Raw genomic sequence first — 12,889 nt, forward strand, 5'->3', positions numbered from 1 at the left:
GCACCGACACATGGGAGCCACAGGTCGCTAGTGAGGGAGCGCCTCCGGACTGGCCAGCCTCTCGGACCCGCCGATCGTCCACGGTGCTCGCAGAAACCTCATCGCCATCGCCCCGGAAACATGAGGGCGGAAAACGGGAAAAGCCAGCAACCCGTCAAGGTTGCTGGCTTCATGATGGTGGAGCCAAGGAGGATCGAACTCCTGACCTCTACAATGCCATTGTAGCGCTCTCCCAGCTGAGCTATGGCCCCACTATAACCTCAGACCAACACAAGAAGTGTTGGTGCGCTTGGAGGGACTCGAACCCCCACGGCCTTTCAGCCACTAGGACCTGAACCTAGCGCGTCTACCAATTCCGCCACAAGCGCGTCGTCTACTCTTGTACCCCGCGTCTCTTGGGGTGACGCGGGAGCGCTGATATAGCCGTGCCGATGACGGGGCTCAAGCGAAATCGACATCGGGCCGTCACTTTTTTGCGGGGCTCCGGCGCGGCCGTTTCGCTAGCCACCGCCGCCGATCGTCCCCGGACACCGGCAGCCCGTCCCGCCGTCTCGAACCGGTGAAGCGCGTCGGAAAGCTTGGTTCCAGGCGTCAGGCGGTCCGGACCCGGCGGAGGGGTGGCGGAGGGGCGGCGGCGAATCAGGGCGGACGCGGGCGGTCCCTGATCGAGCATCAGGTCAAATCAGCCGCCCCCGGCAACGCCGCGCCGCGCATGGCCGATGCCACCCTATTCGGCCGCCCCGGCGCGGCGCAGGCGCTCCGCTCCGTCGGTGTTGGCTCCGGTGAGCGCCTCCATGGCGCCGCGCGCGATGTGCAGCGTCCGCTGCGGCAGCGGGAAGTCGATCCCGAGCTCGATGAAGCGGGCCTTCATGCGCCCGTTGAACTCGCGCCCGACGGTCCACTGCTGGATGGGCAGGGTCTTGATGCGCGCCTTGATGACCGCCGCGGACTCCCGGAAGGAATCGACCCCCAGCACCTCCAGCGGCGCCAGGATCAGGGGGGCGAAGCGCGGGTCCTTGCGCAGCCCCTCCCCGATCTCGTGCAGCACGGACACCACCCGGTCGGCGTCCTCGTGATAGGGGATGGCGACGTCGAACACGTAGAAGCTGAAGTCCTTCGTCATGTTCGACACGCTGGTGACCGCGCTGAAGGGGATGGTGTGGACCGTTCCGTCGAAATCGCGCAGGCGGATGGTCCGGATGTTCATCCCTTCCACCAAACCGCCCTTGCCACCGACATTCACCACGTCACCGACCGAGATCGTGTCCTCGAACAGGATGAACAGGCCGGTGATGACGTCCTTGACCAGGGTCTGCGCGCCGAAGCCGACCGCGAGGCCGACCACGCCGGCGCCGGCCAGCAGCGGCCCGATGTTCAGCCCCAGCTCCGACAGGGTGATGAGGGTGACCAGGGTAAGGATCACCACCAGCAGCGCGCTGCGCAGCAGCGGCAGGAGCGTTCGCACGCGGGCGCTGCGCTGGATGGCGCGCCCGTTGCGGTCCGTCGTCGCCAGATGGCGTTCGATCAGCGCGTTCGTCACCTCCCATACGGCGAGCGCCATGGCGCCGACCAGGAGAAGCGACAGGCCCGACGCCACGATGCGCAGGCCGATGGCGGTCTGCAGCCAGCCCCAGACATCCAGGCCCCAGGCCTCGAGCACCACCAGACCGGCCGCCAGGGCCACCATGCCCTGCAACAGCCGGGCGGTGGGCACGACGTAGCGGCGCACCCGCCCCGCCGCCCAGGCGGCATGGCCATGCCGGCGGTTCATCCGCTCGACCAGCGCCGCCGACGCCCGGACGATCAGCCGTCCGGCCAGCCGCGCGACCCCGGCCACCACCAGGGTCACCGCCGTCGCGCGCACCACGAACAGGAGCCCGCCGCGGATCTCCAGCGCCCAGATGCCGAACAGGACGATGATATAGAGGATGGCGACGGCGTGCCAGACGTCGGCCACGCGGCGTCCGGCGGCGCGCAGCATCCGCCCCGCCCCGGCTGTCCGCCGTCCTGGGGGACCCTCCGCCACCGCTTCCGACAGGGGCTGGGCCGCGGCGATCTCGCCGCGCAGCCACCCCGCCACCGCCTCACGGCTTTGCAGCACCAGCACGGCCAGCATGACCGCGACGGCAAGCCCGACCAGGGTCACCAGCGCGCTGTGGCTTTGCGCCGGAAGGCCGAGCCGCCGGGCCGCTTCGGCCAGGAACATGCCGTACAGCGTCGTGATGGCGATGGCCCGGCACCAGCGCAGCAGGCGCATGGCCGACTCGTCGCTCATCGGCAGCAGCCGCAGGTTGGGCGAGCCCGGAGCCAGCAGCGCTCGCACGACCAGCAGGACGAGCTGGACGAAGATGCTGGCGTTCAGGAAGGTCACGCCGAGAACCCGCACCAGCGGCGGCGGGTCGAACAGCGCCAGCACGCCGAAGCCGGCGGCGGCGAAGGCGACGATGGGAGCCAGATCGAACAAGGCCCGCACCAGGAGCAGCGGCACCTTGGCGATGGCCGAATGGACGGGCCGCGCCGCCAGCATCTCGCGCGGGCGCCGCAGCGTGCGGATGGCGACCAGCCGGGCCGCCTGCCCGACCACGACCACCAGAGCAAGCCCGGCGGCCAGCCAGCCCCAGGCCGCGCGCTGCGCCGGGTCGGCGGCCTGCCGCTCCAGCCAGCGCAGCCCCTGCGGCGCGTTCAGCAGCACGTCGCCGGCCAGGGCGGCCTCACGCCCCAGCCCATCCAGCCGCTCCGACAGGAGGGAGAGCAGGCGGGTGCCGATGCCTTCCGGCTCGTCGGATTCGGCGGCGGTCTCCACCTGTTCCAGCGCGCGAAGCTGGCCGATCAGGGTGGCTCGCCGCTCCGGGTCCTCCAGCGTCTGGCGCAGGCGCGCGATCTCCTCCGGGCTGGGAGCCGCGGCGGCGGGCGCCGTCTGCGCGGGCATCGGGATCTGCGCCGAAGCCGGGGCGGCGACGCTTCCCAGCATGACGATCAGCAGGAGAAGGGCAAGGACACCACGCGGGGCGCGGCAGCGGGCGGGGGAAATCCGGGGGGCACGCCGGGGGGCATGTTTGTCGGAAGTCATCGTCCTCTGGCAGCTGTGTTCACGACGAAATCGATTGGCTTGATCTGGGGACTGACCCCCCATGGGCAACCGCAAAACAGCCCGTTTTGTCCCGCAGCGCAGCAAAACGCGACATTTTGTCCAGCGGATCGGCCCCATCGGCCGGTTCCCTTGCGCGCCCATCTAATATACTAGTATACAAATACCGAGCACCAAATGCTCCCGCGCCGTCGCACGGCGGGCCGCCCCTGATTCCCGCCGGGGCCGCGCGAACCAAGTGGAGAACAGCATGTCCGTGAAGGTAGCAATCAACGGTTTTGGCCGCATCGGCCGTCTGGTTCTGCGGGCCATCTACGAGAGCGGCCGCAACGACGTGGAGGTCGTGGCGATTAACGACCTGGCCGACCTCAAGGCCAACGCCCACCTGCTGAAGTACGACAGCGTCCACGGCCGTTTCCCCGGCACCGTGGAGGTCAAGGACGGCGCCCTGATCGTCAACGGCCACTCGATCAAGGTCGTGCAGGAGCGTGATCCGGCCAAGCTGCCGTGGAAGGATCTGGGCATCCAGATCGCCATGGAATGCTCGGGCATCTTCACCAAGCGCGCCGACGCCGCCAAGCACCTGGAAGCGGGTGCGGAGAAGGTGCTGATCTCCGCCCCGGCCACCGACGAGGACATCACGGTGGTCTACGGCGTCAACCACGACCAGCTCAAGGCCGATCACCGCATCGTCTCGAACGCGTCGTGCACGACGAACTGCCTGGCCCCGGTGGCCTTCGTGCTGAACAAGCTGATCGGCATCGAGAAGGGCTTCATGACGACGATCCACTCCTACACGGGGGATCAGCGCATCGTCGACACCAACCACAAGGACCTGCACCGCGCCCGCGCCGCGGCGCTGAACATGATCCCGACCTCGACCGGCGCCGCCAAGGCGGTGGGCAAGGTGCTGCCCGAGCTGAAGGGCAAGCTGGACGGCACCGCCATGCGCGTGCCGACGCCCAACGTCTCGGTCGTCGACTTCAAGTTCACCGCCAAGCGCGCCACCACGGTGGAGGAGATCACCAAGGCGATCAGCGAGGCCGCCAACGGCCCGCTCAAGGGCATCCTGGGCGCCTACACCGAGGATCTCGTCTCCACCGACTTCAACCACGACCCGCACAGCTCGATCTTCGCGCTGAACGAGACCAAGGTCATCGACGGCACCTTCGTCCGCATCATGACCTGGTACGACAACGAGTGGGGCTTCTCCAACCGCATGAGCGACACCGCCGTCGCCATGGCCAACGCCAAGTAAGGGCGGAGCCGCATCGCCCCCACCCCAGCCCTCCCCCGCTTCGCAGGGGAGGGGACTGCCGCCGCTTCGCAGAAATCGCCCTCCCCTGCGTTAGCGGGGGGGAGGGCCCGGGTGGGGGCAATACGCCTCCCGTCCCCTCAAAAACTAAAATACCAGTTTTCAAACCCCGCCTTTTGAAAACACCCTTTGAAGGAGCCGCGGCATGCCCCGGACCTCCGACCCGCCGACCGCGCGCATCGCCGCCCTGGAGCGCGACGCCGACGCCCTGCGGCGGGCCTTCCTGACCACATCGGTCTTCGCCCTCGACGACCACGGCTTGCACGCGCGCTTCGAGGATTTCGGCCGCACCGCCCTCGCCCTCTTCCGCGAAACCGCCCGGCTGGCCGCCGCCGAGGAGGCCATCCAGCGCATCGAGGCCGCCTACCACCGCGTCCACGAGGCGCTGCAAGCCGTTGCCACGCTTGCGCTTTCCGACACGGGAACGGTCGCCCCGACGCACGCGAGCGGCAGCGCCGAGCCACCACCCCAGGACGTGCGACAGAGTGTCATCCGATGGGATACGCAGTTCTCCTGACTTGCCTCGCAGCGCTGATATACTAGTATCCACTCCATCGACGGCGCGATCCTTGGACAGGCCCCATGGCCACCGGACCGGCGCCGCCCCCGCTGGGGATGCGCGGCACGCTCCCCCTCCCTGCGCCGCAACCGGCAGCCACCACCCCGGACTTTCCATCGACGGCCCAGTCGGACCGCCCCAGGAGTACCGACTATGAACATCAAATCCCGGATCGACCGCATTCCCGGCGGCATGATGATCCTGCCCCTGTTCCTTGGCGCCTGCCTGAACACCTTCGCGCCGAACACCGGCAAGTTCTTCGGGTCCTTCACCAACGGCCTGATCACCGGCACCCTGCCGATCCTCTCCGTCTGGTTCTTCTGCATCGGCGCCAGCATCAGCCTGAAGGCCACCCCGCTGGTCCTGCGCAAGAGCGGCGTGCTCGTCTCCGTGAAGATCCTCACCGCCGCCACCATGGGCATTATCGCCTCCTGGTTCATCCCGCACGAGGGCGTCAGTTCGGGTTTCTTCACCGGCCTGTCGGTGCTGGCGATCATCGCCGCCATGAACGACACCAACGGCGGCATGTACATGGCGCTGATGCAGCAGTACGGCACCAAGGAGGAATCCGGCGCCTTCTGCCTGATGTGCCTGGAATCCGGCCCCTTCATGACGATGGCAACGCTGGGTCTGGCCGGACTGGCCGCCTTCCCCTGGCAGACCATGGTCGGCGCCCTGCTGCCCTTCCTGATCGGCTTCGCGCTCGGCAACCTCGACCAGGACTTCCGCAAGTTCTTCGGTCAGGCCGTGCCGGTGATGGTGCCCTTCTTCGCCTTCGCGCTCGGCAACAACCTGAACTTCGCGGTCATCCTGAACACCGGCCTGCTCGGCATCGTCCTCGGCCTCTCGGTCATCGCCGTCACCGGCTTCACGCTGGTCGTCGCCGACATCCTGCTCGCCAAGGGCAACGGCACCGCCGGCATCGGCGCCGCCTCCACCGCCGGCGCCGCCGTCACGGTCCCGCCGATCATCGCCTCCATCGAGCCGAGCTTCGCGCCGAGCGCCCCGGCCGCCACCGCCCTGGTCGCCACCAGCGTCGTCGTCACCTCGCTCCTCACCCCGATCCTGACCGCTTGGTGGGCCCGCCGGTTCGGCGTCCTCTCCCCGCGCTACCTCGCTACCCAACAGAACGCCGAAGCGCAGGCCCTTCCGGTCCAGCCCGCGCCCGCCGAATGACGGCGCCCCGCCAAGGGGCACCCCGGGCAAGAGCCGGAGATTGCGAACCCCGTGATTTCCGGCTTGCACCCCGGCACTGATATACTAATATGCTCCCTTAGGACCGGCCGAGCCGGCGCAACAGGTGCAGCCATGGACATGCCGACCACCCCGACACCAGACGCCAGCAACGACCGTCCCGCCCCCCAGCGGAGCGCGGTGAAGCCCTCCCGCGGGCCGGCGCGGGGCGCCTCCACCATGGCGGCGATCCACCGGTCGCTGCGCGCCGAGATCGTGGAAATGCGCCGCAATCCGGGCGAGCCCATCGTCGAGAAGCACATCGCCGAAGCCTTCGGCGTCAGCCGCACGCCGGTGCGCGAGGCGCTTCAGCGGCTGGCCGACGAGGGGCTGATCGAGATCTTCCCGCAGGTCGGCACCTTCGTCGCCCGCATCCCGGTGAACGCCCTGCCCGAGGCCATCGTCATCCGCACCTCGCTGGAGGGCACCGCCGTCCGCTACGCGGCGCAGCGCGCCACCGGCAGCCAGATCGCCGGCCTGCGCGCCAACCTGCTGCTCCAGCAGGAGACGGTGGAGGACGGCGACCTCAACGCCTTCCACGAGGCCGACGAGCGGTTCCACGCCCTGATCGCCGAGATCGCCGGCTATCCCGGCCTGTGGAGCATGGCGCAGCAGGTGAAGGTGCAGGTGGACCGCTACCGCCGCCTGACCCTGCCGGAGCCGGGGCGCCTGACCAACGTGCTGGCCGAGCATGCGGCGATCGTGGACGCCATCGCCGACGCCGACCCGGCGCTGGCCGCCGACCGCATGGCCGTCCACCTCGACGGCCTGCTGACCTCGATCCCCCAGGCCCAGGGGGCGAACCCGTTCTTCTTCACTGGTCCCTGATTTGGCCCCCTGAATTGGCCGCCACCGGCCCCGAAAAACACACACGAGGATACCGCCATGAAGATCACCGTCCGCCACGCGTCACACCAGGATGACGTCCGCAGCTACGACACCACCAAGCTGCGCGACCATTTCCTCGTCCCGTCCATCTTCGAGGCGGACGACATCGTCCTCACCTACAGCCACATCGACCGCTTCGTGGTCGGCGGCGCCATGCCGGTGTCCGGTCCGCTGAAGCTGGAATCGGCAAAGGCCATCGGCTCGGCCAACTTCCTCGACCGGCGCGAGCTTGGCGCCGTCAACGTCGGCGGCCCGGGCCGCATCACGGTGGACGGCGCGGTGTTCGAGCTGGCCCCGCGCGACTGCCTCTACATCACCATGGGCAGCCTGGACGTCCGTTTCGAGAGCCTGGACCCGGCCAACCCGGCGAAGTTCTACCTGAACAGCGCCCCGGCCCACGCCCGCTTCGAGACGATGAAGATCTCCATCGCGCAGGCCAAGGCCGTTCACATGGGCGATCCGGCCCAGTCGAACGAGCGCACCATCTACCAGATGATCCATCCGGACGTCTGCCGCACCGCGCAGCTCGTGCTCGGCATGACCGTGCTGAAGCCGAACAACATGTGGAACACGATGCCGTGCCACACGCACGACCGGCGCTGCGAGGTCTATTTCTACTTCGACCTGCCGGAGCCGGCCCGCGTCTTCCACTTCATGGGCGAGCCGTCCGAGACGCGCCACGTCGTCGTCGCCAACGAGCAGGCGGTGATCTCGCCGAGCTGGTCGATCCACTCCGGCGTCGGCACCCGCAACTACACCTTCATCTGGGCCATGGCCGGCGACAACCAGGACTTCACCGACATGGACTTCATCCCCATGGAAGACCTGCGCTGATCCCCGGACGCCAAGAATAAGGAGCAAGACAATGGCTCAGGCACATCCTTTCGATCTCACCGGCAAGGTCGCCCTGGTGACCGGCGCCCACACCGGCATCGGCCAGGGCATCGCCCTGGCGCTGGCCCAGGCCGGCGCCGACATCGCCGCGGTGGACGTCATTCCCCTGGATGAGACCAAGGCTCTCATCGAGGCCGAGGGCCGCCGCTTCCACGCCATGAAGGCCGACCTGACCAGCATCGCCCCGGTGCAGGGTCTGGTGGAAGAGGCGGTGGGCACCCTCGGCGGGCTGGACATCCTCGTCAACAACGCCGGGATGATCCGCCGCGCCGACGCCGTCGATTTCACCGAGGCCGACTGGGACCTCGTGATGAACATCAACATCAAGACGGTCTTCTTCCTCTGCCAGGCCTTCGGCCGCTACGCCATCGGCCAGGGCCGCAAGGGCAAGATCATCAACATCGCCTCCATGCTGTCCTTCCAGGGTGGCATCCGGGTGCCCTCCTACACCGCCTCCAAGAGCGGCGTCGCCGGCATCACCCGCCTGCTCGCCAACGAATGGGCGGGCAAGGGCATCAACGTGAACGCCATCGCACCGGGCTACGTCGCCACCAACAACACGGCGGCGATCCGCGCCGACGAGCAGCGCAGCGCGGAGATCCTGGGCCGTATCCCGGCGGGCCGCTGGAGCGTCCCCGCCGATATGGGCGGCCCGGCGGTGTTCCTGGCCTCCGACGCGTCGGACTACATCCACGGCACGATCCTGCCGGTCGACGGCGGCTGGCTCGCCCGCTGAGGCGGAGGGTTCCGTTTGAGTGACGAAAGCCGGGCGCCAGCGATGGCGCCCGGTTTTTTTTGTGATGGTTCGGGGGCAGCCTTGCCCCCACCCCGGCCCTCCCCCGCTCTCGGCGGACCAAAGGTCCGCCTGCCGCGTCAGCGCAAACCTTTGGTTTGCGCGAGAGCTTCGCGGGAGAGGGTGCCTCTTGCGAAGCGGCGGCAGTCCCCTCCACCTCGAAGAGGGGGAGGGTTAGGGAGAGGGCAAAGGTAACGCCAATACGTTTCCACGGGCGTTGCTCGGCACTTCACGGCATAACGGATGCCACCCGGACCAAAGCGACCCCGCCATGCCGACGCCGAACGAAGCCCCCGTGACCGAAGCTGACTGGACGATCCGGACCGCGGAGGGCACCCTCTTCGCAAAAAGCTGGAGTTCGGACACCGCTGGCGCCGTGCCGATCATCCTCTTCCACGACTCCCTTGGCAGCGTGGATGTGTGGCGTAATTTCCCGCAACGGTTGGCCACCGCGACGAACCGCCGCGTCATCGCTTACGACCGGCTCGGCTTCGGGCGTTCGGACGCCCATCCGGGGCAGCTCGCCCTGGATTTCGTCGCCGCGGAGGCGCGGGACAGCATCCCGCCGCTGTGCGACCGGCTGGACGTGACCGAGTTCGTCGCCTGCGGACACAGCGTCGGGGGCGGCATGGCGGTCGAAACGGCGGCGCGCTTTCCGGAGCGGTGCCGCGCCCTCGTCACCATCGCCGCACAGGCCTTCGTGGAAGAGAGGACCCTCGCCGGCATCCGCGACGCCAAGCGCGACTTCCAGGACCCCGCCAACGTCGCGCGTCTGGCGCGCTATCACGGCGACAAGGCCCGCTGGGTCCTGGACGCCTGGACGGAGACGTGGCTGTCGCCCGCTTTCGCCGGCTGGACCCTCGACCGTGCCCTGGCGGCGGTGCGCTGCCCGGTTCTGGCCCTGCACGGCGACCGCGACGAGTACGGTTCCAGTGCCCACCCCGAACGCATCGCGGCCGGGCGGGGAGCCGCAAGGCTGCTCCCCGACACCGGCCATGTGCCGCACCGCGAACAGGAAACGCTCGTCGTCGACGCGATCCGGAGCTTCCTGAACGGGCTTTGAGGCGTCCGCTCAGGCCGCCAGGGGCGACAGCACCGCGCTGTGCGCCAGGATGCCCAGCGTGTGGCTGGCGATCATCCGCTCCTCGTCGGTGGGGATGACGAAGACCGGGACGCGGCTGTCGGCGGCCGAGATGCGCGTGGCCCGCGCGCGATTCGCCGCCCCGTCGAGGTGAACGCCGAGCCAGCCCAGCTTCTCCGCCACCCGCGCCCGCACCGGGGCGGAGTTCTCGCCGACGCCGGCGGTGAAGACCACCGCGTCCAGCCCGCCCATGGAGGCTGCCAACCCCGCCGCCTGCTTGGCGACCTGGAAGCAGAACAGCTCCACCGCCTCCGCCGCCTGCGGGTTCTCGCAGTCCAGCAGGGCGCGCATGTCGTTGGAAACGCCGGACACGCCGAGCAACCCGGACTTGTGGTAGAGCAGCCGCTCCAGCTCGTCGGGTCCCATGCCCTTCTCGCGCATCAGATAGATCAGCACGCCGGGATCGAGGACGCCGGGACGCGTGCCCATCGGCAGGCCGTCCAGCGCGGTGAAGCCCATGGTGGTGTCGACGCTGCGGCCCGCGCGCATGCCGCACAGGCTGGACCCGCTGCCCAAGTGGCAGACGACGACGCGGGCCTCGGCCAGCTCCGGCGCGATCTGCGGCAGGCGCTGGGCGATGTACTCGTAGGACAGGCCGTGGAAGCCGTAGCGGCGCACGCCCTCGTCGGTCAGCTCGCGCGGCAGGGCGAACATCTGGGCCTGCCAGGGCCGCGTGCTGTGGAAGGCGGTGTCGAAGCAGGCGACCTGCGGCAGCTCCGGATAGACCTCGGCCAGCGCGGTCATCGCCGCGATGTTGTGCGGCTGGTGCAGCGGGGCCAGCGGCACCAGGGCCTCCAGCTCCGCCAGCACCGCCGGGGTCAGCCGGACCGGCGCGTCGAAGCGGGTGCCGCCATGCACGACCCGGTGGCCGGCGGCGACCAGCCGCACGTCCCGCAGCTCGTGCCGCATCCAGGTCAGCAGGAAGCCGAGCAATCCGGCGCGGTCGCCGGGGCCGACCTCGTCCAGGATGCCGTCGGCCAGGACGTGGCGGGCCGCGTCCTTGGCCTCGAAGCGCGGGGCGGTGCCGATGCCGGAGATCTGGCCGGTCAGGACCGCCTCCAGATCGCTCTTTCCGGCGCCGCAGAAGACGGAGAATTTCAGGCTGGAGGAGCCCGCGTTGATGACGAGACAGGCGTCACGGTGCGACATGGTGTGATCCTCACTCCGCAGCCAGGGGGGCAGCGGCGTTGAGCGCGAGGGCGGGACGGCGCGCGGCGGCCACCAGCGCCGCCACGGCGCAGGAGGCGAGGCGGGTGCGGACGTTGTCGGCGCGGCTGGTCAGGATGACCGGAACACGCGCGCCCAGAACGATGCCCGCCGCGTCGGCGTTGGCGAGGAAGGAGAGCTGCTTGGCCAGCATGTTGCCAGCTTCCAGATCGGGGACCAGCAGGATGTCGGCTTGGCCGGAGACGGGGGACTTGATGCCCTTGATGCGCGCGGCCTCGGCGCTGATGGCGTTGTCGAAGGCCAGCGGACCGTCGAGGATGCCGCCTGTGATCTGGCCGCGGTCGGCCATCTTGCACAGCGCCGCGGCCTCCAGCGTGGTGGCGATCTTCGGGTTGAGGGTTTCCACCGCCGACAGGATGGCGACGCGCGGCGTCTCGACGCCCAGGACCTTGGCGAGGTCGATGGCGTTCTGGACGATGTGGACCTTGTCCTCCAGCGTCGGGTAGATGTTGATCGCCGCGTCGGTGATGAGAAGCGCCCGCGGGTAGGTCGGCACGTTCATCACGAAGACGTGGCTGATGCGGCGGCTGGTGCGCAGGCCGGTCTCCTTGCGGACGACCTCGGCCATCAGCTCGTCGGTGTGCAGGCTGCCCTTCATCACCGCCTCGGCCTCGCCGTTGCGGGCCAGCGCGACGGCGGCAGCGGCAGCGGCGTGGCTGTGCTCCACATCGACCAGACGGTAGCGGGCGATGTCCAGCCCATGGGCGGCGGCCAGCGCGCGGATCTTCGCCGCCGGACCGATCAGGATGGGATCGATCAGGCCGGCTTCCGCCGCCTCCACCGCGCCCTTCAGCGAGCTTTCGTCGCAGGGATGGGCGACCGCCGTGGCGACCGGCTCCAACTCGTCGCACTTGCGCAGCAGCGCGTCGTGCTTGTCGTGGCGGATCATCTGGATCTGCGGCAGCGCGTGGGCCGTGCGGCGGACCTTGCGGGTCGGCGCGACGACTTCCGCGGTACCGGTCACCACGACCTCGCCGTCCTGGTTGGTGCACAGGCAGTCGAAGACGACGATGTTCTTGTCGGCCTGCTTCTCGCGCACGGTGACGGTGGCGGTGATCACGTCACCCAGCCCGACCGGGCGGCGGAAGCGCAGGTCCTGGCCAGCGTAGACGGTGCCGGCGCCGGGCAGCCGGGTCCCCAGCACGCCGGAGATCAGCGCGCCGGACCACATGCCGTGGCCAATCACCTTTTGAAAGCGGCTGTCGGCGGCGAATTTCGCGTCCAGATGAACCGGATCGATGTTGCCGGAGACGGTGGCGAACAGCTCGACGTCCATCACGGTCAGTTGCCGCGCGATGCTGGCGGACTGCCCGATCACGATCTCGTCGAAGGTGACGTTCTCGATCGGGGCCGCCTCGGTCGGCATCGACGTGAGGTCGCCGCTGGGTTCACCATTGGCAGTCATTGCAGAACACTCCGGATAAGAGAAAAAGGCATGGTGCTGCCCGTTTCAGCCGATCCCTCCCGGCGCGCGCCTTGCTGAAAGGAGAGGCGCGTCTTGCCGTCTTCTTCTGTGAGCGTCTTTTGTGTACTGATATATTAGCGGAAAAGGCGGTGCGGCGCAGCAAATCCGGCATCACCGGACACTTTGCCGCAGCCGCCTTCCGCGGAGCCGTTACGCCTTGAGGATGCCGCGGCCGGCGAAGCGGGCGGCGCTGCCGAGCATCTCCTCGATGCGGATGAGCTGGTTGTACTTGGCCAGACGGTCGGAGCGCGACAGCGAGCCGGTCTTGATCTGGCCGCAGTTGGTG

The 12,889-nt window shown here is 68.9% G+C and carries 10 protein-coding genes, 2 tRNA genes and 1 pseudogene; 7 read left to right on the top strand and 6 right to left on the bottom strand.

The window, feature by feature from the left end:
* Nucleotides 1-175 precede the first annotated feature (175 nt).
* From FHW79_RS27380 to FHW79_RS27390, 3 genes are all read right to left on the bottom strand, one after another.
* Nucleotides 176-251: transfer RNA gene (locus tag FHW79_RS27380), tRNA-Ala, on the bottom strand.
* Between the two features lie 30 nt (nt 252-281).
* Nucleotides 282-368 (bottom strand) — tRNA-Leu (locus FHW79_RS27385).
* Between the two features lie 359 nt (nt 369-727).
* Nucleotides 728-3,070 carry a mechanosensitive ion channel domain-containing protein gene (locus tag FHW79_RS27390; RefSeq protein WP_183181830.1) on the bottom strand — a complete coding sequence of 781 codons (2,343 nt, stop codon included), beginning with the start codon at nt 3,068-3,070 and terminating at the stop codon, nt 728-730.
* A 268-nt stretch (nt 3,071-3,338) separates the two neighbouring features.
* Between FHW79_RS27390 and gap the strand changes: the two genes are divergently transcribed.
* The 7 genes from gap to FHW79_RS27425 all read left to right on the top strand — a co-directional run bounded on the left by gap (nt 3,339) and on the right by FHW79_RS27425 (nt 9,833).
* Complete coding sequence (gene gap / locus FHW79_RS27395; RefSeq protein ID WP_183181831.1) at nt 3,339-4,346, top strand: type I glyceraldehyde-3-phosphate dehydrogenase; 1,008 nt, start codon at nt 3,339-3,341, stop codon at nt 4,344-4,346.
* A 202-nt stretch (nt 4,347-4,548) separates the two neighbouring features.
* Nucleotides 4,549-4,920 carry a hypothetical protein gene (locus FHW79_RS27400; protein ID WP_183181832.1) on the top strand — a complete coding sequence of 124 codons (372 nt, stop codon included), beginning with the start codon at nt 4,549-4,551 and terminating at the stop codon, nt 4,918-4,920.
* A gap of 195 nt (nt 4,921-5,115) precedes the next feature.
* On the top strand, nt 5,116-6,138 hold the full coding sequence (kdgT, locus tag FHW79_RS27405; protein WP_183181833.1) for a 2-keto-3-deoxygluconate transporter: 1,023 nt from the start codon (nt 5,116-5,118) through the stop codon (nt 6,136-6,138).
* A gap of 132 nt (nt 6,139-6,270) precedes the next feature.
* Nucleotides 6,271-7,023, top strand: coding sequence for a GntR family transcriptional regulator (locus tag FHW79_RS27410; protein WP_174444172.1), 753 nt, complete (start codon nt 6,271-6,273; stop codon nt 7,021-7,023).
* Between the two features lie 57 nt (nt 7,024-7,080).
* Complete coding sequence (kduI, locus tag FHW79_RS27415) at nt 7,081-7,917, top strand: 5-dehydro-4-deoxy-D-glucuronate isomerase (protein ID WP_183181834.1); 837 nt, start codon at nt 7,081-7,083, stop codon at nt 7,915-7,917.
* A 31-nt stretch (nt 7,918-7,948) separates the two neighbouring features.
* Nucleotides 7,949-8,713, top strand: coding sequence for a 2-dehydro-3-deoxy-D-gluconate 5-dehydrogenase KduD (kduD, locus tag FHW79_RS27420; RefSeq protein ID WP_183181835.1), 765 nt, complete (start codon nt 7,949-7,951; stop codon nt 8,711-8,713).
* Between the two features lie 352 nt (nt 8,714-9,065).
* Nucleotides 9,066-9,833, top strand: a complete 768-nt coding sequence (locus FHW79_RS27425) for an alpha/beta fold hydrolase (RefSeq protein WP_348984289.1) — start codon at nt 9,066-9,068, stop codon at nt 9,831-9,833.
* A 9-nt stretch (nt 9,834-9,842) separates the two neighbouring features.
* On the opposite strand, the gene FHW79_RS27430 is transcribed toward FHW79_RS27425, so the two are convergent.
* From FHW79_RS27430 to eno, 3 genes and pseudogenes are all read right to left on the bottom strand, one after another.
* Nucleotides 9,843-11,060, bottom strand: coding sequence for an acetate/propionate family kinase (locus tag FHW79_RS27430; RefSeq protein WP_183181837.1), 1,218 nt, complete (start codon nt 11,058-11,060; stop codon nt 9,843-9,845).
* Nucleotides 11,061-11,070: 10 nt separating this feature from the next.
* Nucleotides 11,071-12,543, bottom strand: a complete 1,473-nt coding sequence (locus tag FHW79_RS27435) for a bifunctional enoyl-CoA hydratase/phosphate acetyltransferase (RefSeq protein WP_183181838.1) — start codon at nt 12,541-12,543, stop codon at nt 11,071-11,073.
* 210 nt (nt 12,544-12,753) lie between these two features.
* A pseudogene (gene eno / locus FHW79_RS27440) lies at nt 12,754-12,889 on the bottom strand (phosphopyruvate hydratase); the annotation flags it as partial.

The organism is Azospirillum sp. OGB3, assembly GCF_014192915.1.
In the GTDB taxonomy this organism is placed as follows: Bacteria; Pseudomonadota; Alphaproteobacteria; order Azospirillales; family Azospirillaceae; genus Azospirillum.

Excerpts from the sequence above, each read along its gene's own strand:
- kdgT (WP_183181833.1), top strand. The coding sequence starts at position 5,116 with ATGAACATCAAATCCCGGATCGACCGCATTCCCGGCGGCATGATGATC.
- FHW79_RS27390 (WP_183181830.1), bottom strand. The coding sequence starts at position 3,070 with ATGACTTCCGACAAACATGCCCCCCGGCGTGCCCCCCGGATTTCCCCC.
- FHW79_RS27430 (WP_183181837.1), bottom strand. The coding sequence starts at position 11,060 with ATGTCGCACCGTGACGCCTGTCTCGTCATCAACGCGGGCTCCTCCAGC.
- FHW79_RS27435 (WP_183181838.1), bottom strand. The coding sequence starts at position 12,543 with ATGACTGCCAATGGTGAACCCAGCGGCGACCTCACGTCGATGCCGACC.
- kduD (WP_183181835.1), top strand. The coding sequence starts at position 7,949 with ATGGCTCAGGCACATCCTTTCGATCTCACCGGCAAGGTCGCCCTGGTG.
- gap (WP_183181831.1), top strand. The coding sequence starts at position 3,339 with ATGTCCGTGAAGGTAGCAATCAACGGTTTTGGCCGCATCGGCCGTCTG.
- kduI (WP_183181834.1), top strand. The coding sequence starts at position 7,081 with ATGAAGATCACCGTCCGCCACGCGTCACACCAGGATGACGTCCGCAGC.
- FHW79_RS27400 (WP_183181832.1), top strand. The coding sequence starts at position 4,549 with ATGCCCCGGACCTCCGACCCGCCGACCGCGCGCATCGCCGCCCTGGAG.
- FHW79_RS27410 (WP_174444172.1), top strand. The coding sequence starts at position 6,271 with ATGGACATGCCGACCACCCCGACACCAGACGCCAGCAACGACCGTCCC.